This window comes from Nocardiopsis sp. NPDC049922 (genome assembly GCF_040660275.1).
Taxonomy (GTDB): Bacteria; Actinomycetota; Actinomycetes; order Streptosporangiales; family Streptosporangiaceae; genus Nocardiopsis.
Genome location: NZ_JBFAME010000007.1, coordinates 187,119 through 208,532, shown reverse-complemented (window position 1 = coordinate 208,532; position 21,414 = coordinate 187,119). Strand labels below are relative to the sequence as shown.

At 74.2% G+C, this 21,414-nt stretch carries 19 protein-coding genes; 6 read left to right on the top strand and 13 right to left on the bottom strand.

What is annotated here, in order from left to right; all coding sequences use genetic code 11:
* Positions 1 to 134 precede the first annotated feature (134 nt).
* The gene (locus AB0I72_RS15540; RefSeq protein ID WP_358568170.1) at positions 135 to 707 is read right to left on the bottom strand and encodes a pyridoxamine 5'-phosphate oxidase family protein; all 573 of its coding nucleotides are present in this window, start codon (positions 705 to 707) and stop codon (positions 135 to 137) included.
* Between the two features lie 307 nt (positions 708 to 1,014).
* Between AB0I72_RS15540 and AB0I72_RS15535 the strand changes: the two genes are divergently transcribed.
* The gene (locus AB0I72_RS15535) at positions 1,015 to 2,253 is read left to right on the top strand and encodes an FAD-dependent oxidoreductase (protein WP_358568168.1); all 1,239 of its coding nucleotides are present in this window, start codon (positions 1,015 to 1,017) and stop codon (positions 2,251 to 2,253) included.
* Positions 2,254 to 2,263: 10 nt separating this feature from the next.
* Here AB0I72_RS15535 and AB0I72_RS15530 read toward each other — a convergent pair whose 3' ends face one another.
* From AB0I72_RS15530 to AB0I72_RS15515, 4 genes are all read right to left on the bottom strand, one after another.
* Positions 2,264 to 3,481, bottom strand: a complete 1,218-nt coding sequence (locus AB0I72_RS15530) for an FAD-dependent oxidoreductase (protein ID WP_358568165.1) — start codon at positions 3,479 to 3,481, stop codon at positions 2,264 to 2,266.
* The gene (locus AB0I72_RS15525) at positions 3,478 to 4,098 is read right to left on the bottom strand and encodes a TetR/AcrR family transcriptional regulator (RefSeq protein WP_358568162.1); all 621 of its coding nucleotides are present in this window, start codon (positions 4,096 to 4,098) and stop codon (positions 3,478 to 3,480) included. The genes AB0I72_RS15530 and AB0I72_RS15525 overlap by 4 nt, the downstream gene beginning before the upstream one ends.
* Before the next feature lie 71 nt (positions 4,099 to 4,169).
* Entirely contained in the window at positions 4,170 to 4,823 is a 654-nt protein-coding gene (locus AB0I72_RS15520; RefSeq protein WP_358568159.1) for a nucleoside/nucleotide kinase family protein, read from the bottom strand.
* Between the two features lie 65 nt (positions 4,824 to 4,888).
* Positions 4,889 to 5,425, bottom strand: coding sequence for an NUDIX hydrolase family protein (locus AB0I72_RS15515; protein WP_358568156.1), 537 nt, complete (start codon positions 5,423 to 5,425; stop codon positions 4,889 to 4,891).
* 407 nt (positions 5,426 to 5,832) lie between these two features.
* Between AB0I72_RS15515 and AB0I72_RS15510 the strand changes: the two genes are divergently transcribed.
* The gene (locus AB0I72_RS15510) at positions 5,833 to 6,195 is read left to right on the top strand and encodes an STAS domain-containing protein (protein ID WP_358568153.1); all 363 of its coding nucleotides are present in this window, start codon (positions 5,833 to 5,835) and stop codon (positions 6,193 to 6,195) included.
* Between the two features lie 38 nt (positions 6,196 to 6,233).
* Here AB0I72_RS15510 and AB0I72_RS15505 read toward each other — a convergent pair whose 3' ends face one another.
* Both AB0I72_RS15505 and AB0I72_RS15500 read right to left on the bottom strand, forming a co-directional pair.
* A complete protein-coding gene (locus AB0I72_RS15505; RefSeq protein ID WP_358568150.1) occupies positions 6,234 to 7,964 on the bottom strand; it encodes a PH domain-containing protein in 1,731 nt (576 codons plus the stop codon).
* The gene (locus AB0I72_RS15500) at positions 7,961 to 8,458 is read right to left on the bottom strand and encodes a PH domain-containing protein (protein WP_358568147.1); all 498 of its coding nucleotides are present in this window, start codon (positions 8,456 to 8,458) and stop codon (positions 7,961 to 7,963) included. The genes AB0I72_RS15505 and AB0I72_RS15500 overlap by 4 nt, the downstream gene beginning before the upstream one ends.
* 104 nt (positions 8,459 to 8,562) lie before the next feature.
* Here AB0I72_RS15500 and AB0I72_RS15495 point away from each other — a divergent pair, with 104 nt between their 5' ends.
* Entirely contained in the window at positions 8,563 to 9,471 is a 909-nt protein-coding gene (locus tag AB0I72_RS15495; RefSeq protein ID WP_358568144.1) for an SPFH domain-containing protein, read from the top strand.
* Between the two features lie 16 nt (positions 9,472 to 9,487).
* Positions 9,488 to 9,709: a hypothetical protein gene (locus tag AB0I72_RS15490; protein ID WP_358568141.1), complete on the top strand. Its 222-nt coding sequence runs from the start codon at positions 9,488 to 9,490 to the stop codon at positions 9,707 to 9,709.
* A 52-nt stretch (positions 9,710 to 9,761) separates the two neighbouring features.
* On the opposite strand, the gene AB0I72_RS15485 is transcribed toward AB0I72_RS15490, so the two are convergent.
* The 5 genes from AB0I72_RS15485 to AB0I72_RS15465 all read right to left on the bottom strand — a co-directional run bounded on the left by AB0I72_RS15485 (position 9,762) and on the right by AB0I72_RS15465 (position 17,755).
* Complete coding sequence (locus AB0I72_RS15485; RefSeq protein WP_358568138.1) at positions 9,762 to 10,595, bottom strand: helix-turn-helix transcriptional regulator; 834 nt, start codon at positions 10,593 to 10,595, stop codon at positions 9,762 to 9,764.
* Positions 10,592 to 10,996 (bottom strand): hypothetical protein, encoded by a 405-nt coding sequence (locus AB0I72_RS15480; protein WP_358568135.1) that lies wholly within the window; start codon positions 10,994 to 10,996, stop codon positions 10,592 to 10,594. Before AB0I72_RS15480 ends, AB0I72_RS15485 begins: the two co-directional genes overlap by 4 nt.
* Positions 10,997 to 11,144: 148 nt before the next feature.
* On the bottom strand, positions 11,145 to 14,519 hold the full coding sequence (locus tag AB0I72_RS15475; protein WP_358568132.1) for a pyruvate carboxylase: 3,375 nt from the start codon (positions 14,517 to 14,519) through the stop codon (positions 11,145 to 11,147).
* 302 nt (positions 14,520 to 14,821) lie between these two features.
* Positions 14,822 to 16,486 (bottom strand): FAD-binding dehydrogenase, encoded by a 1,665-nt coding sequence (locus AB0I72_RS15470; protein WP_358568129.1) that lies wholly within the window; start codon positions 16,484 to 16,486, stop codon positions 14,822 to 14,824.
* A 174-nt stretch (positions 16,487 to 16,660) separates the two neighbouring features.
* Positions 16,661 to 17,755, bottom strand: a complete 1,095-nt coding sequence (locus tag AB0I72_RS15465) for an alcohol dehydrogenase catalytic domain-containing protein (protein WP_358568126.1) — start codon at positions 17,753 to 17,755, stop codon at positions 16,661 to 16,663.
* A gap of 207 nt (positions 17,756 to 17,962) precedes the next feature.
* Here AB0I72_RS15465 and ddaH point away from each other — a divergent pair, with 207 nt between their 5' ends.
* On the top strand, positions 17,963 to 18,790 hold the full coding sequence (gene ddaH, locus AB0I72_RS15460; protein WP_358568123.1) for a dimethylargininase: 828 nt from the start codon (positions 17,963 to 17,965) through the stop codon (positions 18,788 to 18,790).
* Positions 18,791 to 18,996: 206 nt separating this feature from the next.
* Entirely contained in the window at positions 18,997 to 19,644 is a 648-nt protein-coding gene (locus AB0I72_RS15455) for a TetR/AcrR family transcriptional regulator (protein WP_358568120.1), read from the top strand.
* A 137-nt stretch (positions 19,645 to 19,781) separates the two neighbouring features.
* On the opposite strand, the gene AB0I72_RS15450 is transcribed toward AB0I72_RS15455, so the two are convergent.
* Positions 19,782 to 21,404 (bottom strand): thiamine pyrophosphate-binding protein, encoded by a 1,623-nt coding sequence (locus AB0I72_RS15450; RefSeq protein WP_358568118.1) that lies wholly within the window; start codon positions 21,402 to 21,404, stop codon positions 19,782 to 19,784.
* Positions 21,405 to 21,414: the final 10 nt, after the last annotated feature.

Genomic DNA, 21,414 nt, shown 5'->3' with positions numbered 1-21,414 from the left:
GAACCGAACACCGCGCCCGCGAGGCGACGGAGGGCGCGCACGAACACCGGCCTCCACGCCGCCGGAGGCCGGTCAGCGCCGCCCTCAGCGGCGCGCCGCCGCGGACCGGTGCGGCTCCGAGGGGGTCGCGTCCGTCACGACCTGGTGATCCTCCGCCCGCTCACCCGGGCCGGGGTGATCTTCAGGACCTGGTCGCGCGGACCGGCCGCCCACGGCTGGGGCATGCGCCCCTGCGGCAGCCGGGACAGCTCCCCGGGGTCGCGGACCCACCGGCACCGGCCGGAGGTCAGCACGCTCCACCCCTCGCGCCGGTCCTCGTCGAAGTGGTCGACCTGGAACGAGGCGTACCCGCGCCCGTGGCGCATGACGGTCCCGGCCAGCGTGGACCGGAACACGATCGTGTCCCCCGTCATGAGGTAGTTCACCGGCAGCACCGTCGGCGCGGCGTCGCCCTCGATGGTGAAGGCCACGCGGCCGATGCTGTGCGACGCGAGCAGGTTGAGACAGGTCTGCCGCTCCAGGACGGTGAAGCTGGCCCTGGCGTCGCCCTCGGCGAGGTCGGCTCCCGTCAGGAGCTCGTCCTCCTCTCCGAGCCGGGCCGTCCCCTCCATGATGTCGGCGGCCTGGCGCTGCTCCGGCGGGGAGGTCGGCTTCGTGGCCGCCTCCCGTCCCCGGGAATCCGCGCCCGCCCCGCTTGTTCCTTCCATCACGAGCCCCCTGAGATGGTGCCTTCGTCTTCTCCCGCGCCGTGCTCGCCGGTCGGAGCCCGAAGGCGCGGCTCCCCGGCTGCGACGGCGAAGGCCTCCACTGACCGCCTACCCGGTCGGGCGCACGACTCAAACGAGAGCCCGGTCTCCTTCCCGGGGCGCGGCTCGGCGGCGGGCGCGGCCGGCCACGGAAGGCGCGCCGCGGGTGTCGTCCGGGGTGACGTGGATCTCCCGTCGCGATGTCACGCCCGGGGGCCGCCACCCCGTCTGGAGGGGTGAAGGTCAACGCACGGATGGGAGACACCCCATGGCACACGACATCGTGGTCCTCGGAGCCGGATACGCGGGGCTGGCCGCGGCCCGCAAGATCGATCAGAACGCACGCGCCCGCTCGGTGGACGTCCGCGTCACCCTGGTCAACGCCAGCGCGGACTTCGTCGAACGCGTCCGGCTGCACGAGGTGGCCGCCGGACGGGACGTGGGCGTGCACCCCCTGGCCGCGTCGCTGGAGGGCACGGGCGTCGAACTGACGGTCGGGTGGGTCGAGGGCGTCGACCTCCGGGAGCGGCGGGTCCGCGTGCGCACCGACGGCGGCGCCCGCGAGCTGGGCTACGACACCCTCGTCCACGCCCTGGGCAGCACCGCGGGCACCGCCCCCGTCCCCGGGGTGGCCGAGCACGCGCACACCTGCGCCACGCTCGACGGCGCCCGTGCCGTCGCCGCCCGCCTGGCCGAGGGGGGAGTCCGGCGCCTGGCCGTGGTCGGCGGCGGCCTCACCGGGATCGAGGTCGCCACCGAGATCGCCGAGAGCCGCCCCGACGTGCGCGTGGAGCTGCTCACCCAGGGCCGGGTCGCCCCCGGCACGAACGCCAAGGGCCGGGCACACCTGCTGCGGGCGTTCGACCGCCTCGGGGTGGCGCTGCGCGAGGAGACGTCCGTCGCCGAGGTGGACGCCGACGGCGTGCGCCTGACCGACGGCACCCGCGTCGCCGCCGACCTCGTGATCTGGTCGGTGGGCTTCTCGATCTCGCCGCTGGCGCGCGAGGCGGGGCTGACGGTCGCGCGGGACGGGCGGGCCCTGGTCGACCGCACGCAGCGCTCCGTCTCCCACCCGGACGTGTACGTGGTGGGGGACGCCGCGCACGGGGCGGACGCGGGCGGCGGGGTCATGCGGATGTCGTGCGCGATGGGGCTGCCCATGGGGTGGACCGCGGCCGAGGCCGTCGTCGAGCGCGTCGCGGGACGCGAACCCAAGGAGGTGCCGTTCGGCTATCTCGCCCAGTGTGTGAGCCTGGGGCGCCGCGACGGCCTCATCCAGTTCGTCAAGGCCGACGACGCCCCGCGCCCGTTCGTGCTGCGGCGCGGCGCCGCCGCGCGGTTCAAGGAGTTCGTCGTCGTCAGCGCCTACGGGTCGCTGTGCGGTGGGCCGCGCGCCGCCGACTCCAGCCTCGCCATGGGACGCCGGGTGGCCCGCAGCGCCGCCCGTCGAAGCTCCGGGACGGCGGGGGCCGCCGCGACCGCCGCCGCGGCCGGCCCCCGGCGCTGAGCGGGACGTCTCAGGCGTGCTCCCGTTCCGGCACGAGCTTGGGACTGGTCAGGAACGGACGCGCCACCCGGTCGGCCAGGCGGGTCGAAGCCAGGCGCAACAGCTGACGCCGCACCAGCAGCCGCGTGGTCGAGGCGGGCACGAACCACCGGGCCAACCGCCGCCCGGCCTCTTGCTTGACCTCGATCACCGGCTTCACCCGGCCCTCGTACCGGGTCAGGGCCGCCGCGAGATCCCCGCCCGAGCGTGCCGGGGCCAACTCCCGCCCCAGCACCTCGGCGGCGGCCACCGCCATGCTGGCCCCCTGGCCCGCCATGAGCGACACGGCCTGGCAGGCGTCGCCGACCAGCACGACCCGCGAGCGCGACCAGGTGGGCACGACGATCTGCTCGACCTCGTCGTAGAAGGGACGCGCGGGGCAGGACTCCAGCAGCCGCGGCAGGTGCCAGCCCATGCCCGCGTACACCTCGTGCAGCCGGGCGCGCGGGTCGGTGGGCATCGACCCGTCCGGCGCCAGGTGGCACAGGAAGGTCGCGCCGGTGGACTCGGACAGGCGGTACAGGCCCGCCTGCGCCCGGGGCGCCTCCAGCATGTGCAGTTCGCGCCCCAGCTCGGCCGCGACCTCGGCGTCCTCGAACAGGAACGCCGCGGTGTGCGCCCCGAGGTAGCGGCGGTACCGCTCCTCGGGTCCGAACACCAGCTCCCGTACCCGCGAGTGCACGCCGTCGGCGCCCACGAGCAGGTCCGCCCGCTCCAGCGCGCCGTCGGTCAGTTCCACCGTCACCCCGTCGGCGTCCTGGTCGACGCGGGCGACGCTGAGCCCGTGGCGCACGTCGGCCTCCGCCCCCAGGGACTCCCGCAGCTCCTGCTCCAGGTCGCCCCGCAGCAGGGAGACCAGGCGTCCCCCGCCCAACCGCTGGGTGGCGTCGCCGTTCATCCGCGCGGTGCGGCGGCCGTGCGCCGTCCGGTACTGGATCCCCGCCAACCGCAGGTCGTGGGCGTGTACCCGGTCGCGCAGGCCCATGGTCTCGATCGAGTCGTAGCCGGGGCCGAAGAAGTCGATGACGTAGCCGCCGGGGATGCGGCCCTCGGCGGCCTGGGCCTTCGCGTCCGCGGCGTCGAGCGGATCGGGCCGGTGTTCGACCACGGTCGTCTCCCAGCCCGCGCGGCGCAGCCACCAGGCGGTGGCCAGCCCGGCGATGCCCGCGCCGACGATGATCGCCCTCATCGTGCGTCCTCCTCGTCACGGGACGCCGCCAGGAGTCGGCGCAGGGGTTCGGCGTAGGCCTCGGGGGCGGGCACCGGGATCAGCGCGCGGTGCAGGACGATCCCGTCGAGGAACGCGCACAGGAGTTCGGCGACCGCCTCGGGCTGCGGCGTGCCGTGCCCGGTCAGCCACGCGGTGATCGCCGAGCGCACGTCCAGCAGGATGCGGGACATCGTCGTCCGGAGTTCGGGATCGCGGGTGGCCGCCAGGTAGGCCTCGGCGAACAGGACCGAGGCGGGGTCGTCGCCCGAGTAGGCGTCCATGGCGCGCAACGCCGCCGTCAACCCCTCGACGGGGTCCGCGGTGGCGGTCATCGCCGACAGGGGTCCGTCGAGCACGCCGGTCAGCGCCGAGTCGACGGCGGCGCGCAGCAGGGCCTCCAGGGAGTCGAAGTGGTAGTGCACCAGCCCCGGCCGGACCTCGGCCCGGGCGGCGACGAGCCGGGTGGTGACCGCGTTCCAGCCCACCTCGGGGATGAGTTCCACGGCGGCCGCGAGCAGCTTGGCCCGGCTGGTCCTGCCGCGTTCGGCGGAGGTGACGGGAGGTGCCCCAGATGTTTGGTCGTTCGCCTTGGTCATATGACCAAATTAGGGGAACGCGGGGCCAAGGTCAAGAGGGGAGGCGGGTGCGCGGGAGAGCCGGGCCGCGTTCAGCCGCGGTGGAGGGCGTCCCCGCGCACGACGCGCGTGCAGCTGTCGCGGAAGCGTTTGACCAGCTCACCGTTGGGGCGGTCGCTGCGCTCGACCCAGTCCCGGGCGGCCGTCTCGGTCAGGCCGCCCGCCCGCTGACGGCGGTGCAGCCGCAGCTCGCGCACCTCGTCGGGGGCGTCCACGTACCAGAGTTCGGTGAACAGGGCACGTGCTCGGGGCCAGGGGGCGTCGTCGTTGGCGAGGTAGTTGCCCTCGGTCACGACCAGGCGGGTGTGCGGCTCGACGACGTGCCGGGCGGCGACCGGTTCGTGCAGGTCGCGATCGTAGTCGGGCACGTAGACCGGGTGGTCGGTCTCCTCCAGGAGGCGGCGCACCAGTGCGACGTACCCGTGCGCGTCGAAGGTGTCCGGCGCGCCCTTGCGGTCACGGCGGCCGAGGCGGTCGAGCTGGGCGTTGGACAGATGGAACCCGTCCAGGGGCAGGTACCCGGCGGTGCCGGGCGCGGTGCGTCGATTGACCTCGGCCACCAGGTGGCGGGCGAGCGTCGACTTCCCGGCGGCGGGGGCGCCCGCCAGCCCCAGGACGGCGCGACGGCCGTCGCGGGAGGCGGCGTGGACGAGGGCGAGGGCGTCGGTGACGACGGTGTCGGACATGCCCAGAGCCTACGACGGCCGCGCCGGGGTGTCCCGACGCGGCCCGTGACCGGTGGCGGGGACGGCTACGGCACGCGGCCGACGTGCGCCAGCGCCTGGCGCACCAGCACACCCTGACCGCCCGCCATCTCCTGGTGCACCAGCGGGTTGGCCGCCTCCTCGGGCGTCAGCCACACCAGGTCCAGGGCGTCCTGGCGCGGCTGGCAGTCACCGGAGACCGGGACGATGTAGGCCATCGCCACCGCGTGCTGGCGGGGGTCGTGGAACGGCGTGATCCCGGGAGTGGGGAAGTACTCGGCGATCGTGAAGGGCTGCGGCGAGGTGGGGATGCGGGGCAGCGCGACCGGACCCAGGTCCTTCTCCAGGTGGCGCAGCAGGGCGTCGCGCACGCGCTCGTGGTAGAGCACCCGGCCCGAGACGACCGACCGGCTGAACGTGCCGTCCGGCGCCGCGCGCATGAGCAGCCCGAGGTGGGTGACGGACCCGGACTCGTCCACGCGGACGGGTACGGCCTGGACGTAGAGCACGGGCATGCGGCCGCGGATGCTCTCCAGCTCCTCGGGGGAGAACCAGCCGGGCTGGGTGTCTGCGGTCTCGGTCATGGGGTGCGCGGCGGGCCCGCCCGGACACGCCGGAACGCGGACGCCGCTCCCTCCCTTCGCTCTCGTCGTGACCCTGGGGTCTGACCGCCCGGTGGGCCGGGCGGTGGCGCACGTGTGCTGTACCGCTTCTACCGCACCGGAGGGTCGAACGCACGGTGCGGGTGGGAGTCCGGAGTGTCCGGAAGGGGCCGGGGCGGACGATCAGCACGTGTCCTCGGACGCGGGATCGCGGCGCGGCGTCGCGACGTCGCGGCGAAGTTTTCTCGCGGAAAGCCTCCCACGAGATCACTACAGAGGTTACGATCTCGTACGCGGTCGCGTAGTGGATAGGTTACGTCCAGTGAGAGGTGGCCCGAGTGGCGAGTGCTGACCGATTCCGCGTCCAGGAACGTTTCCCCTGTACGGGAGTGACGGTGGTCCCCGTCCACGGCGACATCGACCTCGCCACCGCCGACCGCATGCGCGACCAACTGCTGAGGGCCGCACGGGCCTCCCGGTGCGACTGCCTCGTCGTGGACATGTCGGGTCTCGACTTCTTCGACGCCAGCGGACTGCGCGCCCTGCTCGCCGTCGACCACGTCCTGACCCGCGAGGGCCGGCACGTCGTGCTCGCCGAACCGGCCCCGATCGCCGCGCGCGTCCTCGACGTCCTCGACATGGGGCGGGTGTTCGAGATCTACCCGATCCTGGAGATGGCCCTGACCCACACCAGCGGGCTGCGGTGGGACGGCGCCCCCTTCTCCGGCCACCCGGTCACCGGGGCGCCCTGACCGAGGCCGGTGCCCGACCCCGCCCAGGGCGCCGCGACCTAGGACCGACCGCTCCCCTCCGGTCCCGCGCCGCCATCCCGCACCAGGAAGGGCTCCAACAGCCCCGGCACGGCCGCGTCCGCCCAGGCCAGCCCCTGATCCAGTCCGACGTCCGCGGCCGCGTACATCCCGTCGCCCGCCGCCGTGGTCGCCGCGACGTCGGCCAGACCCGCCCACCGCTGGAACGGCGACCGGGTGATCCGCCAGCCGATCACCGCCGACCGCTCCAGGGTCACGGTGTCGCGCGCCGCCATGCCCCGCCGCACCACCAGGTAGCGCGGGTGCAGGCCGTGGCCCAGGGCGCGGTAGGAGCCGACCGCGTAGCCGAACGCCAGCACGCCGAACAGCACCGCCGCCACCGCCCAGCCCCAACTCGGTGTCGCCTCCACCGTCCGCGTCGCCAGCGGCAGCGGGATGATCTCCTCCTCGACCTCGTACACGTGCGACCACCACGCCTCGGTGGCCAGGGCGTGCGCCCAGGCCAGCAGCGCGGCGGCCACCGCGCCGACGAGCGTGGCGACCCCGGCGCGGGTGAACCGGCGGCGCAGCGCGGACCCCGGGTGCGCGGTCAGCGGCACGTCCAGCGGCGAGTCCGGCGTCCGCATCAGCGCGGCGGCCAGCTCGCGGGCCCGTGCCCTGGGCATCCCGGGGGACAGGCGGCTCTTCGCACTGGTCTTCTTCGCGTCGGCCGCGGCCAGACCCGTCGCCACGGCCCGCACGTCCGCACCGCCCGCCAGGCGCATCACGAACGGCTCGTGCAGGGTGACGCCGTTGAGCCGCCGCTCCTCCACCGACAGCGACACGCTGGTCAGCAGCCCCCGGCGCAGTCGCACGGTGCCGTCGGGCTCGCGGGTGAGCCGGTAGTTCCACCACGTCTCCACGGCCACGGCGGTCAGCACGACCACACCGGACACCAGGAGCGCGACCAGGGCCGTGGGCACCACCACGAGCAGGCGTGTCATCACGTACGAGGACATCTCCTCCGGCGTGGGCAGCCCCAACCGGCCCGACATCCAGTCCCAGGCCCACCCCTGGGTCTGGGCGTTGAGGCCCAGGAGGGCGGCGACGGCGCCGAGTCCGACCCCCAGTGTGGCGGTGGTGGCCGAGGCGAAGCCCAGCCACGCGGGCTTGAGCCGGGCGAGCTCGACCTCGCCGACCTCGGCCTCCTCCGCGCCGACCGTGCCTTCCTCGCCCTCCTCCGCGCCGGGGGAGACGGTCGCCCGCGCGGCGCGGCCGCGGTCGAGCAGGTCGCGGCGCAGCGCCTCACCCTGGTCGGCGGTCACGTAGACGAGCTGGAGCTGGTCCGAGCCGCCGGAACCGACCTGCTCGCCCGTGCCGACGGTCACCGAGCACAGCCCGAAGATCCGCACGAAGATCGGCGCGGCCACGTCCACACTGCGCACGCGCTCGCGGGGGATGGACCGGTAGGACTTGGCGACGATCCCCGAACGCACCTCCATGCGCTCCCCGGTCACCCGGAACCGGGTCGCGCGCAGTCGCAGCAGGTCGAGGTAGGTCGTCAGGGCCAGGAAGACGAGCGTGGCCGGCACGGGGACCAGGACCCACGGGGACGGGCTGACGACGGCGAGCACGACCGTGCCGACGATCGCCAGGGGTACGAGGAAGACCGCGATCGCGACGGCGCTGGCCCACACCGACAGCGGGTGCAGCCGCTCCCACGCGACCTCGGGGTCCGGAGCCTGCGGGGAGAGGTCGTCGGGGGAGGTCATGTCGCGTCTCCCGGGGTCGCCTGGGTGGTCTCGGTGAGGCGGTCGGCCACCTCGGTGGCCACGGTGTGGTCCAGCCCGGCGATCTCGATGGGACCGGCCGCCGAGGCGGTCGTCACGGTCACGCTGGACAGGCCGAACGCGCGCTGGAGCGGGCCGCGCTCGGTGTCCACGGTCTGGATCCGCGACATCGGGGCCACCCGCCACTCCTGCCAGATCCAGCCGCTGGAGGTGTACACGGCGGTGTCGGTGACCTCCCACCGGTGGACGCGGTAGCGCCACTGGGGCATGACGGCGGTGATCAGGAGGCCGAGGCCGCCGATCACCGCGGCCGCGAGGAGGAGCCAGAACCGGGGCGGGGCCCAGATCAGGGCGGGGATCACGGGGATGACCGTGAGGACCACGGTGACCACCAGTGACCGGGTCGTCCACCACCAGACGGCACGCCGGTCGACGCGGTGGTGGGGTGGGCGCAGTCGCGGGGCGCCGGTGCTCATCGCGTCCACGTCTCCTCTCGGTAGGGGGCCCGAGCGGGCCTGCCAGTAAAAAAGTGATATCACAATGCTATGCTCCAGTCATCACCTGGAGGAGAGAAGCGACCATGAGCGAACCCACACGGGCCCCGCGCCCCGCCCCCCAGTACCGAGAGCACGACGCCCGCAGCCTGGACGGACTGCTGATGGCCGCCGTCTGCCTCGTGCTGGTCCTGGCGGGGGCCGCGATCGCCGTCCTGACCGTTTTCGGCCGGCCCCCGTTCCTGATCGGCGTCGGCTCGGTCGTGGCCGTCGTGGGCGCGGGTCTGTCCCTGGGGCTGACCATGGTCTCGCCCAACGAGGCGCGCGTCGTGCAGCTGTTCGGCCGCTACGTCGGCACCGTCCGCACCGACGGCCTGCGCTGGGTCAACCCCTTCACGCTGCGCGGCGTCATCTCCACGCGCATCCGCAACCACGAGACCTCCGTCATGAAGGTCAACGACGCGGCGGGCAGCCCCATCGAGATCGCCGCCGTCATCGTGTGGCAGGTCGAGGACACCGCCCGGGCCACGTTCGAGGTGGACGACTTCGTCCAGTTCGTCTCCACGCAGACCGAGGCGGCCGTCCGCCACATCGCGGGCCGGTACCCGTACGACTCCTACGAGGCCGGGGACGCCCCGTCCCTGCGCGACAGCGCCGACCTGGTCACCGAGCAGCTGTCCAAGGAGGTCGGCGACCGGGTCGCGGCGGCGGGCGTGACCGTCGTGGAGACGCGGTTCACCCACCTGGCCTACGCGCCGGAGATCGCGCAGGCCATGCTCCAGCGCCAGCAGGCCGGGGCCATGATCGCCGCCCGCCAGGAGATCGTGGAGGGCGCCGTCGGCATGGTCGACCGCGCCCTGGAGCGCCTGTCGGAGGACGAGATCGTGGAACTGGACGAGGAGCGCAAGGCCGCCATGGTCAGCAACCTGCTCGTGGTGCTGTGCTCCGACCGCCCCACCAACCCCGTCGTCAACACCGGGACCCTGTACCAGTAACCCCGACGAGGTGGCCGTGCCCGAGCGAAAGAAGGTGCTGCTGAGGCTCGACCCGGCGGTCCACGACGCGCTCGCGCGGTGGGCCGGTCAGGAGCTGCGCAGCACCAACGCCCAGATCGAGTTCCTCCTGCGCCGTGCGCTCGACGACGCCGGTCGCATGCCCGGGGAGGCGCGCGACATCCCCCGCCGGGGCCGCCCCCGCAAGGCGCGGCCCGAGGAGGAGCCACCCGAGGATTGACGGAGCCGGGCGCCCGGCTCCGTCGGCGCTCGGATCCCCCCTCCCCGCCGGGTCAGGCCGGATCCGCGTCGGTGAGCGCGGCCACCGCGGCGTGCAGGGCACGCGAGGTGGCGCGGTCGGCGGGGAGGAACGACTCGATCCGCAGCTCCGAGACGGTGATGTCCACGGGGGTGCCGAAGGTGGCCACCGTGGACAGCAGCGCCAGCTCCTCCCGTCCGTGGCGCAGCCGCAGCGGCACGGCCAGCGCGGCGGTCGCGGCGGCTCCGCTCGGGGAGGCGCCGGAGTCGGCGCCCGGGTAGGCGCACAGCTCGCGGTACAGATCCGTCAGGCCGGGGTCCGCGGTCCACTCCGCCTCCCGGCGCAGCCGGTCCAGCAGATGGGCCCGCCACTCCCCGAGGTTGACGATCCTGGGCGCCAGCCCCTTCGGGTGCAGACCCACGCGCAGGACGTTCACCGGCGGTTCCAGCAGCTCCTCGGCGACCCCCTCCAACAGGACGGCGACGCCCGCGTTGGCCTCCAGCAGGGTCCACGCGCGGTCGACCACCACCGTGGGGAACGGCTCGTGACCGGCGAGGACCTCCCGGACCGTGCCGCGCAGGGCCGCCAAGTCGGGTCCGTCCACCGGCGTCTCCGCGTAGGCCGGGGCGTACCCGGCGGCGAGCAGCAGCCGGTTGCGGTCCCGCAGCGGCACGTCGAGGCTCTCGCTGAGGCGCAGGACCATCTCCCGGCTGGGACGGGAACGGCCGGTCTCCACGAAGCTGAGGTGCCGGGTGGAGATCTCCGCCTCGATCGACAGGTCCAACTGGCTGATCCGCCGCCTGGTGCGCCACGACCGCAGCAGCGGCCCGACGCCGGGCTCCCGCGCGAGTGCCGCGTCCGCGGTCACGCGGTCTCCCGCGCGACCGTGCGGAGCGCGAGCTCCTCGACCACGGTGATCCCCGCGACCGCCAGCGCCTGCGCGAGGACGAAGGCCACGCCGAACGCCGTCGGCGCGGCCACGAGGACGACCGCCACCGAGCCCACGACCCACAGGGCGTTCAGGGCCACCACGGGCACGGTCTCCCGGGACCCCGGCGCCGGGCGTGCGGCCAGCAGCCACAGCACGACGGCGAACGGGACGAGGAAGGCCCCCGCGGACAGCACCAGCGCGAGGGGCAGGCCGAGGAGTTCGGGCAGGACGGGCGCGCCGAGCAGCAGCACGAGACCGGCGCCCGCGCAGGCCAGGCCGTCCGCGCGCAGGGCCAGTCGGAGCGGGTGGGCGTTGGCGGTGAGGGACAGGGTGGCCACGGTGCCTCCTGGGGTTCTCGGAAGTGGCGCGCCCAGTCTCACCGCAGGGGGGTCATCGTGTCGATGACCCGTGAGGTCATGTGGAGGGGGACGGGAGCCGGGCACCCCTTCCGGGGCGCCCGGCTCCCTCCGTGACCTCGGGGTCCGGTCAGTCCAGGGCGAGGATCAGGTCGCCGCCCTCCACCCGCTGGACGCCGTCGATCGCGATCCGGGACACGACCCCCGCCGCGGGGGCCGTGATGGAGGCCTCCATCTTCATGGCCTCGATGGTGGCGACCGTGGCGCCGGCCTCCACCCGCTCCCCCTGGGACACGGCCAACGTGACCACACCCGCGAAGGGCGCGGCGACGTGCCCGGGGACGCTCCGGTCCGCCTTCTCCGCCTCGCGCAGCGTGGACGACTGCGAGCGGTCGCGGATCTGCAGCGGGCGGAGCTGGTCGTTGAGCGTGGTCATCACCGTCCGCACGCCGCGCTCGTCGGGCTCGCTGACCGCCTCCAGGCCGATGAGCAGACGCACGCCCGGCTCCAGGTCCACCACGTGCTCCTCACCCTCGCGCAGCCCGTAGAAGAAGTCCGGGCTGGAGAGCACGCTCGTGTCGCCGTAGGACGCGCGGTGCGCCTGGAACTCCCGGGTGGGGCCGGGGAAGAGCAGGCGGTTCAGGGTGGAGCGCCGGTCCTCGGCCAGACCGACGCGGTCCTCCGCCGTCAGCTCCTCGGTCCGCCGGGCCGCGCCCCGTCCCTCCAGGGCCTTGGTGCGGAACGGCTCGGGCCACGCCCCCGGCGGCACGCCGAGCTCGCCCCGCAGGAAGCCGACCACCGAGTCGGGCACGTCGAACCGGCCCGGGTCCTTCTCGAAGTCCTCCGGCGCGACCCCCGCGCCGACCAGGTGCAGGGCGAGGTCGCCCACCACCTTCGACGACGGCGTCACCTTGACCAGCCTGCCCAGCATCCGGTCGGCGGCGGCGTACATCGCCTCGATGTCCTCGAAACGGTCGCCCAGCCCCAGGGCGATGGCCTGGGTGCGCAGGTTGGACAGCTGCCCGCCGGGGATCTCGTGGTGGTAGACACGGCCGGTGGGCGAGGCCAGACCGGCCTCGAAGGGCGCGTACACCCGCCGGACGGCCTCCCAGTACGGCTCCAGCGCGTTCACCGCGTCCAGGCTCAGACCGGTCGGGCGCTCGGAGTGGTCGAAGGCGGCCACGATCGCCGACAGCGACGGCTGCGACGTCGTCCCCGCCATGGAGGCCACCGCGCCGTCCACCGCGTCCGCGCCCGCGTTCACCGCCGCCAGGTAGGTCGCCAGCTGCCCGCCGGCGGTGTCGTGCGTGTGGACGTGCACGGGCAGGTCGAACTCGCGGCGCAGCGCCGACACCAGCCTCGCGGCGGCGGGCGCGCGCAGCAGGCCCGCCATGTCCTTGATCGCCAGCACGTGGGCGCCCGCCGCCACGATGCGCTCGGCCAGGGACAGGTAGTAGTCGAGGGTGTACAGCTTCTCGTTCGGGTCGGACAGGTCGGAGGTGTAGCACAGCGCGACCTCCGCCACCCCCGTCCCGGTCTCGCGGACCGCGTCGATCGCCGGACGCATCTGCTCCACGTCGTTGAGCGCGTCGAACACGCGGAACACGTCCACGCCCGTCGCCGCGGCCTCCTGGACGAACGCCGAGGTCACCTCGGTGGGGTAGGGGGTGTAGCCCACGGTGTTGCGGCCGCGCAGGAGCATCTGGAGGCAGATGTTGGGCACCGCCTCGCGCAGCGCCGCCAGCCGCTCCCACGGGTCCTCGGCCAGGAACCGCAGGGCCACGTCGTAGGTCGCACCGCCCCAGCACTCCAGGGACAGCAGCCCGGGCAGGGTGTCGGCCACCGTGGGCGCCACGGCGAGCAGGTCCGTCGTCCGCACCCGGGTGGCCAGCAGCGACTGGTGGGCGTCGCGGAAGGTGGTGTCGGTGACCGCCAGGGTGTCGGAGTCGCGCAGCCAGCGCGCGAACCCCTCCGGGCCCAGCTCCTCCAGCCGCTGCTTCGAGCCGGGCGGCGGCCCGTCCCCACCGGCCGCGGGCAGCTTGCCGACGGGGTCGACCAGGTGCGGGCGCTCCCCGTTCGGCTTGTTCACCGTCACGTCGGCCAGGTAGGTCAGCAGGCGCGTGCCGCGGTCGGCGGAGGGACGGGCGGTGAGCAGGTGGGGCCGCTCCTCGATGAACGAGGTGGTGACTCTGCCCTGCTGGAAGTCCGGGTCGTCCAGGACCGCCTGGAGGAACGGGATGTTGGTCGCGATGCCGCGGATGCGGAACTCGGCCACCGCGCGCCGGGCCCTGCTGATCGCCGTGGGCAGGTCCCGGCCCCGGCAGCTCAGCTTCACCAGCAGGGAGTCGAAGTAGGCGCTGACCTCGGTGCCCGCCGCGGCGGTGCCGCCGTCCAGCCGGATGCCGGAGCCGCCGGGGGAGCGGTAGGCGCTGATGGTGCCGGTGTCCGGGCGGAAGCCGTTGGCGGGGTCCTCGGTCGTGATCCGGCACTGGAGCGCGGCCCCGCGCAGGGTGATGGAGTCCTGGCTCAGTCCCAGGTCGGCCAGGGTCTCCCCGGAGGCGATGCGCAGCTGTGCCTGGACCAGGTCGACGTCGGTGACCTCCTCGGTCACGGTGTGCTCGACCTGGATGCGCGGGTTCATCTCGATGAAGACGTGCCGTCCGTCCCGGTCGACCAGGAACTCGACCGTGCCCGCGTTGCGGTAGCCGATGGTGCGGGCGAAGCGCACCGCGTCCTGGCACATCCGCTCACGCAGCGCCGGATCGAGGTTGGGCGCGGGGGCCAGCTCCACGACCTTCTGGTGCCGCCGCTGGACCGAGCAGTCCCGCTCGAAGAGGTGGATGACCTCTCCCCGCCCGTCGGCCAGGATCTGCACCTCGATGTGGCGGGGCTCCACCACGGCCTTCTCCAGGAACACCGTGGGGTCGTCGAAGGCCGCGCCGGCCTCGCGCATCGCGGCCTCCACGGACTCGCGCAGCGCCCCCGGAGCGTCGACCCGGCGCATCCCCCGGCCCCCGCCACCGGCGACGGCCTTGACGAACAGGGGGAAACCGATCTCCTCCGCGGCGGCCACCAGGGCGTCCACGTCCGTGGAGGGCTCGGACGAGCCCAGCACCGGCACGCCCGCCGCCCGTGCCGCCGCCACCGCCGTGGCCTTGTTCCCGGTCAGCTCCAGCACGTCGGCGGGCGGTCCGACGAACGTGATGCCCGCCTCCTGGCACGCCCGGGCCAGCTCGGGGTTCTCGGACAGGAAGCCGTATCCGGGGTAGACGGCGTCCGCCCCCGCCTCCAGAGCGGTCCGCACGATCTCCTCGACGGACAGGTACGCCCGCACGGGGTGGCCCGGCTCGCCGATCTGGTAGGCCTCGTCGGCCTTGAGCCGGTGCAGCGAGTTGCGGTCCTCGTGCGGGAAGACCGCGACGGTCCTCGCACGCAACTCGTTGCCCGCACGCAGCGCACGGATCGCGATCTCTCCTCGGTTGGCCACGAGGATCTTCTCGAACATACAGGCAGCCTCCTGGGTCTCCGCCCGTGGTGGGGTGGGGACCGTCGGCGCCGTTGCCGTCGTCCGTCGCCCCGCGCACATGGTGAGGGGCACGATAGTTGGCGCGCCTCGTCGGCGCCGACACCGGGTCGGCCCACGGACCGTGCCGGGCGTCGCGCGTGGGGACATCCGGCTCCGTCAGGGGCGCCTGTCCGGCGGCCTCGTCGGATCCGCCGATGTGCTTTCGCCACTCGCCCGGGGCGACGAGCCAGGGGGGACGACGCTCAGGGGGAAGGGGGCGCCGAAATCGATCGCCCCGTCCGCTACCCCAGCGCGGCGGCAGCCGCCCGCCCCGCCGTGCGGCCGGAGAAGACGCACCCTCCCAGGAAGGTCCCCTCCAGCGCCCGGTACCCGTGCACGCCGCCCCCGCCGAACCCGGCGACCTCGCCCGCCGCGTACACCCCCGGGAGCGGGCTCCCGTCCGCCCGCAGCACCCGCGCGTCCAGGTCGGTGTGCAGCCCGCCGAGCGTCTTGCGGGTCAGCACGTGCAGGCGCACCGCGATCAGCGGTCCCGCCTTGGGGTCCAGGATCTGGTGCGGCTTCGCCACCCGCGCCAGCCGGTCGCCCCGGTACTGGCGGGCGCCGTGGATCGTCATCACCTGGAGGTCCTTGGTGAAGGGGTTGACCATCTCGCGGTCACGCGCGACCACCTCGCGGGTGACGGTGTCGGGGTCGAGCACCCCGTCGTCCGCCAGCTCCCGCATCCGCTCGATCAGCGCGGGCAGCCGGTCGGCCACCACGAAGTCCTCACCGTGCCGCTTGAACGCCTCCACGGGCTCCGGCGCCCCGGGAAGCACCCGCTTGAGCACGAGCTTGAGGTCCTTGCCGGTCAGGTCCGGGTTCTGCTCCGACCCCGACAGCCCGAACTCCTTCTCGATGATCCTCTGCGAGAGCACGAACCACGTGTACTCGTGGCCGGTGCGCATGATGTGCTCCAGCGTGCCCAGGGTGTCGAACCCGGGGAAGCACGGCGCGGGCATGCGCCGACCGGTCGCGTCCAGCCACAGCGACGACGGCCCCGGCAGGATCCGGATCCCGTGCCGCGCCCAGATCGGGTTCCAGTTCGTGATGCCCTCGGTGTAGTGCCACATCCGGTCGGGGTTGACGATCCGCCCGCCCGCCCGTTCGGTGATGGCGAGCATGCGCCCGTCCACGTGTTCGGGGACCCCGGAGAGCATGTGCGCGGGCGGTGTGCCCAGCCGCTCGGGCCAGTTCTTCCGTACCAGGTCGTGGTTGGCGCCGATCCCACCGGAGGTGACGATCACCGCCTGCGCGCCGAGTTCGAACTCGCCGACCACGTCCCTGCTGCTGGCCTGCCCGCGCGGGGTGTCGCTGGGCGCCAGCACCGCCCCGCGCACGCCGGTGACGGTTCCGTTCGCGACCACCAGGTCGTCCACGCGGTGCCGGAAGCGCAGGGTGACCAGCCCGCGCTCGACGGCCGCGCGCACCCGGCGTTCGAACGGCGCCACGATCCCCGGGCCGGTGCCCCACGTGATGTGGAAGCGCGGCACCGAGTTGCCGTGTCCGCCGGCCAGGTGGCCGCCGCGCTCCGCCCAGCCGACCAGCGGGAAGATCCGCAGGCCCTGCGCGTGCAGCCACGCGCGCTTCTCCCCGGCCGCGAAGTCCACGTAGGCCTCCGCCCACCGGCGCGGCCAGGCGTCCTCGGGACGGTCGAAGGCGGCCGTGCCCATCCAGTCCTGGAGGGCGAGGTCCGCCGAGTCCCTGATCCCCATCCGGCGCTGCTCGGGGGAGTCGACGAGGAACAGCCCGCCGAACGACCAGAACGCCTGCCCGCCCAGGGAACCCTCGGGCTCCTGGTCCACCAGGACGACCCGCTTGCCCGCGTCGGCGAGTTCGGCGGTCGCGACCAGTCCGGCCAGCCCCGCTCCGACGACCACCACGTCGGCCTGGTCGACTCCACTGCTCATGCGGACACTTCCCCTCGACGGTCGGGCGCGATGACGACGACTGTGCCCAGGGGAGTCCGCCATGGCAAGGGAGGTGTGTGTCCCGCGCCACAGGGTTTGTCAGGGTGTGACAAGGGGGCGGGGCCTGGCGACCCGACGACGGCACCGGATCCCCGGAGGCGCGGACCTGAGCCCTCAGGCGCCGAACCGCACCAGCGACCGGCCGCCCCTGCCCTGGCGCATCCGCTCGAAGGCCTCGGGCACCCCGGACAACGGGATCTCGTCGGTGACCATCGCGGCCAGATCCAGTCCGCCCGACCGCACCAGCTCCGCCAGGACGGGGATGTCGCGGGCCGGGTCGCTGGACCCGTACACGCACCCGCGCACCGTGCGGGCCTGGTGGAACAGCTCCAGGGCGTTGAACGACACCTCGTCGTCCAGCGCGCCCACCCCGACGACCGTCACGGTCCCGCCGCGCCGCGTCGCGTTCCACGCCGAGCGCACGACCGCGGCCGAGCCGACCACCTCGAAGGCGTGGTCGGCGCCCCGGCCCCCGGTCAGCGCCCGCACGGCCTTGGTCAGCGAACCGTCGGCGACCAGGAAGTCCGTCGCGCCCAGCGCCCGCGCCAACTCCTCCTTGGCCGGGGACGCGTCCACCGCGATCAGCGGGTCGGCCCCGGCCAGGCGGGCCGCCTGCAGGAGCGACAACCCGACCCCGCCCAATCCCAGGACCACCGCCGACTGGCCCTCGCGCACCCGAGCCGAGTTGGCCACCGCTCCCCACCCGGTCAGCACCGCGCAGCCCAGCACGGCGGCGACGGCCGGGTCGACCCCGTCGGGCAGCGGCACCACCGCGTGCGCCGGGACGACCGTGGCCTCGGCGAAGGCGCCGGTGCCCAGTCCGGGGTAGACGGGCGTGCCGTCGGTCAGTTCGGCGTAGGTGCGACCGGCGCGGTCCAGGGCGTGCTCGCACAGGTGGGGCTCGCCCTGCGCGCAGAACCAGCACTCCCGGCACGGCGGCGCCCAGTTGAGGATCACCCTCTGCCCGGGCGTCACCTCGGTCACCCCCGCACCGACCGCCTCGACGGCGCCCGCCCCCTCGTGTCCGAGGACGGCGGGCCAGGGCTGGGGCAGGGTTCCGTTGGACAGGGACAGGTCGGAGTGGCACACCCCCGCCGCCGTGAGGCGGACGCGCACCTCGCCCGGCCCCGGGTCGGGCAGCACCAGGTCCTGGATGCTCGGCGGGGCTCCGGTCTCGGTGAAGACGGCGGCCTTGACGGTCGTACTCATGGCAGAGCTCCAATCACGCGGTGTCGCGACAGTAGCAATACCGTCTGGTCGGTCGGCGGAGAGGGGCGGGTCGAGTTTATGGAAGTCCCTATATTGGGCTTCCCTGCGCGCGGGTATTTCCTCCTCGATCACCCGGTCACCGCAGGTGGGACCGGGCCAGCAGCACCGGGGCAGCGTGGCCGCCGGTGCGCGACGCGGGGAGGTTCCATGGCGCGACCGGTCGGACCGCCGAAGCCGCGGCACTACCTGATGTGCCGCCCCACGTACTTCGCCGTCGAGTACGCGATCAACCCCTGGATGGACCCCGCCGCAGGGGTCGACCGCGAGCGTGCCATCCGCCAGTGGGAGGCACTGCGCGACCTGTACCGGGAACTCGGACACCGGGTCGTCGAGATCGCGCCCATCGAGGGGCTGCCGGACATGGTCTTCGCGGCCAACGGAGCGCTGGTCGTGGACGGGCGGGTGTACGGGGCGCGGTTCGCCAGCGCCGAACGCACCCCCGAGGGCCCCGCCTACCTGGACTGGTTCCGCACCGCCGGGTACACCGAGACCCGCGAACCCAAGCACGTCAACGAGGGAGAGGGCGACTTCATCACCCTGGACGACGTCGTCCTGGCCGCCACGGGCTTCCGTACCGAGGCCGCCGCCCACCTGGAGGCCGAGCGCTTCCTGGACCGCCCGGTCGTCACCCTGCAACTGGTCGACCCCCGCTTCTACCACCTGGACACCGCCCTGTTCCCGCTCTCCGGCGACCGGGTGGCCTACTACCCGGGCGCCTTCTCGGCGGGCAGCCAGCGCGTCCTGCGCTCGCTCTACCCGGACGCGCTCATCGCGACCGAGGAGGACGCGGCCGTGCTGGGCCTCAACGCCGTGTGCGACGGCCGCGACATCGTCATCGCGGCCGAGGCGACCGCGCTCGCCGACCGCCTGCGCGGGCTCGGCTACGCGGTCCACCCCGTGGAACTCGACGAGCTGCGCAAGGCCGGGGGCGGCGCCAAGTGCTGCACCCTGGAGCTGCGCGGCGCCCGCCCCTGAGCCGGACGGCCGGAAACCGCGCACACACGTGCGGATTCCGGCCGTCCAAACCCGATCCGATGTGGGAAATGCCACTCTCCGTCAGAGTGGACTTACCGGTAGTCACAGGTCAGCGTCAGTGTCCGACATCGTAGGGTCACCGGAACCGCTCGCCCGCCCACGATCCACCCCTGGCCAATCCGGACTGGGCCCCTAGGCTCGAATCCGTGAAGACCAAACAGCGCCGACTTCCGCGTCGTGTCCGGGAAAAGCAGATGATCGACGCCGCCGTCACGGCGTTCGCCCGAGGCGACTACCACACGGTACGCGTCGAGGAGATCGCCGAGGCGGCCGGCACCTCCAAACCCACGGTCTACCACTATCTGGGATCCAAGGAGGGGATCTTCACCGCGTGCGTGCGCCGCGAGGCCGACCGGCTCGTCGCCGCCATCCGCACCGCCGTGTGGGACCCCCAGGCCCCCGCCGGAGCCGACCCGCTGCGCCGGGGACTCCAGGCCTTCTTCACCTTCGTCACCGACAACCGCGACAGCTGGACCGTCCTGTACCGACGGACCTCCTCCCAGGCCGAACCCTTCGCGGGCGAGGTCGTCCGAGCCCGGGACCGCGTGCTGGCCGCGGTCGTCGAGCTCGTCACCGCCTGCACCGGCGACCCCCGTGACGTGCCCGACGGCACCGGGTGCCTCCTCGACCCCAAGGACGCCGAACTCCTGGCGCGCGTGGCGGTCAGCACCGCCGACGCCTGCGCCGACTGGCTCCTGGAGCATCCGGAGGAGACCCCCGACGCCCTGGCCGGGCACGTCACCGAGCTCACCCGCTCACACCTGCGATCCAGGCACGCGGTGACCGCCCGCTGACACCGGCCACGGTCAGCCGATCGAGCTCACCACGTGCCTGACCCGGGCCCGGATCGGCGCTGACCCGCAGGGCCCGGCCGTGGCCACCGGTCACACCGAGGACGCCAGCCCCCGGTCGACACCGTCGGCCAACGCGCCTACCGGTGCGTGGGCGCGAACAGCCCCAGCACCATGGGCAGCACGACCACGGCCGGACCGGGGCGGGCCAGGGCGTCGGACACGTCCTCGCGCAGCCTCCCCGGGGCGGTGACCGTGGCCGGGACGCCGAACGCGGCGGCCAGCGCGGCGAAGTCCGGGCGGGCCAGCTCCGTGTGGGCGGCCTCGCCGAAGGAGGCCTCCATGTACTCGCGCAGCACGCCGTAGCCGCCGTCGTCGACGATCAACCACGTGACGTCCAGGTCGTGCTGGCGCGCCGTGGCCAGCTCGGCGATCGAGTACATCGCGCCGCCGTCGCCGGAGACCGCGAGAACCGGGCCGTCGGCGGCCACCGCCGCCCCCAGCGCCGCGGGCAGCGCGTACCCCAGCCCGCCCGCGCCCTGGGCGGAGTGCATCCCCGCGCCCCTGGGGTCCCAGGCCGACCACGCCCAGTACGCCAGGATCGTCATGTCCCAGAAACTGGGGGCGGTGTCGGGCAGCGCCTCGCGCACCGACGCCAGCACCGCCCGCTCGGCGGCCAGGTCCTGCCCGTCCAGCCGGTCGGCCACGGCCCGCCGCACCCCGGCGACCTCCGCGACCGTCTCCGGGGCCTCCGGGCGGCGACGGACGCGCCCGACCAGCGCGGCCAGGGTCAGCGCGGCGTCGCCGTGCACACCCAGCGCGGGCAGGTTGGCCTCCAGCTTGCCCGGGTCGGCCTCCACCTGCACGACCCGGCCGCGCGGGGCCAGCGTGTGGTAGTTGCTCGACAGCTCGCCGAGCCCCGAGCCCACGACCAGCAGGACGTCCGCGCTCTCCAGGAACGCCGTCGTGTGCCGGTCCTCGATCCACGACCGCAGCGAGAGCGGGTGCTCCCACGGGAAGGCGTCCTTGCCTCCGAACGTGGTGGCCACCGGCGCCCGCAACGCCTCGGCCAGCTCCACCAGCGCGGTCCGCCCGCCGGACCGGCTCACGCCGCCGCCGGCGAGGATCATCGGTCGCCGGGCCGCGTCCAGCACACGCGCGGCCTCGGCCACCACCTCCTCGCGCGGGCGGAGCGGCACCGGGTCGGCGGCCACGTCCACGACCGGCGGCGCCCCCGCCGGACCCAGGAGCACGTCCTCGGGGATCTCCACCAGGACCGGCCCCGCCGGAGCGGACGCCGCCACGCGCCAGGCCTCGGCCAGCGCCGAGGGGATCTGGGACGCGTGCCGCACCGTGGCCACGGACTTGGCGACGCCGGCGAAGTGCGCCGACTGGTCGGGCAGCTCGTGCAGGTACCCGTGGCGTCCGCCGCCCAGGCCCGCGCGCGGCACCTGCGAGCTGACCACCAGCACCGGGGCGCAGGAGGCCCGCGACTCCTGGAGGGAGGCCAGGGTGAGCAGCGCGCCGGGACCGGTGGAGACGAACAGCGGCGTGACCTCGCCCGTCACCCGGGCGTGCCCGTCGGCGGCGAAGGCCGCGTTGTTCTCCACCCGGCTGGAGACGAACCGCAGCGGCGCGCGGCGCAGCGCGTCGAACAGCCCCAGCGCGTGCTGGCCGGGGATGCCGAAGGCCACCGTGGCGCCCAGCGCCGCCAGGGTCTCGACCACCAGGTCGCCGCCGTTCCTCGGCGCGCTCCCACCCATCGGCGCCGGT

Excerpts from the sequence above, each read along its gene's own strand:
- AB0I72_RS15540 (WP_358568170.1), bottom strand. The coding sequence starts at position 707 with ATGGAAGGAACAAGCGGGGCGGGCGCGGATTCCCGGGGACGGGAGGCG.
- AB0I72_RS15535 (WP_358568168.1), top strand. The coding sequence starts at position 1,015 with ATGGCACACGACATCGTGGTCCTCGGAGCCGGATACGCGGGGCTGGCC.
- AB0I72_RS15530 (WP_358568165.1), bottom strand. The coding sequence starts at position 3,481 with ATGAGGGCGATCATCGTCGGCGCGGGCATCGCCGGGCTGGCCACCGCC.
- AB0I72_RS15525 (WP_358568162.1), bottom strand. The coding sequence starts at position 4,098 with ATGACCAAGGCGAACGACCAAACATCTGGGGCACCTCCCGTCACCTCC.
- AB0I72_RS15520 (WP_358568159.1), bottom strand. The coding sequence starts at position 4,823 with ATGTCCGACACCGTCGTCACCGACGCCCTCGCCCTCGTCCACGCCGCC.
- AB0I72_RS15515 (WP_358568156.1), bottom strand. The coding sequence starts at position 5,425 with ATGACCGAGACCGCAGACACCCAGCCCGGCTGGTTCTCCCCCGAGGAG.
- AB0I72_RS15505 (WP_358568150.1), bottom strand. The coding sequence starts at position 7,964 with ATGACCTCCCCCGACGACCTCTCCCCGCAGGCTCCGGACCCCGAGGTC.
- AB0I72_RS15500 (WP_358568147.1), bottom strand. The coding sequence starts at position 8,458 with ATGAGCACCGGCGCCCCGCGACTGCGCCCACCCCACCACCGCGTCGAC.
- AB0I72_RS15495 (WP_358568144.1), top strand. The coding sequence starts at position 8,563 with ATGAGCGAACCCACACGGGCCCCGCGCCCCGCCCCCCAGTACCGAGAG.
- AB0I72_RS15475 (WP_358568132.1), bottom strand. The coding sequence starts at position 14,519 with ATGTTCGAGAAGATCCTCGTGGCCAACCGAGGAGAGATCGCGATCCGT.
- AB0I72_RS15470 (WP_358568129.1), bottom strand. The coding sequence starts at position 16,486 with ATGAGCAGTGGAGTCGACCAGGCCGACGTGGTGGTCGTCGGAGCGGGG.
- AB0I72_RS15465 (WP_358568126.1), bottom strand. The coding sequence starts at position 17,755 with ATGAGTACGACCGTCAAGGCCGCCGTCTTCACCGAGACCGGAGCCCCG.
- ddaH (WP_358568123.1), top strand. The coding sequence starts at position 17,963 with ATGGCGCGACCGGTCGGACCGCCGAAGCCGCGGCACTACCTGATGTGC.
- AB0I72_RS15450 (WP_358568118.1), bottom strand. The coding sequence starts at position 21,404 with ATGGGTGGGAGCGCGCCGAGGAACGGCGGCGACCTGGTGGTCGAGACC.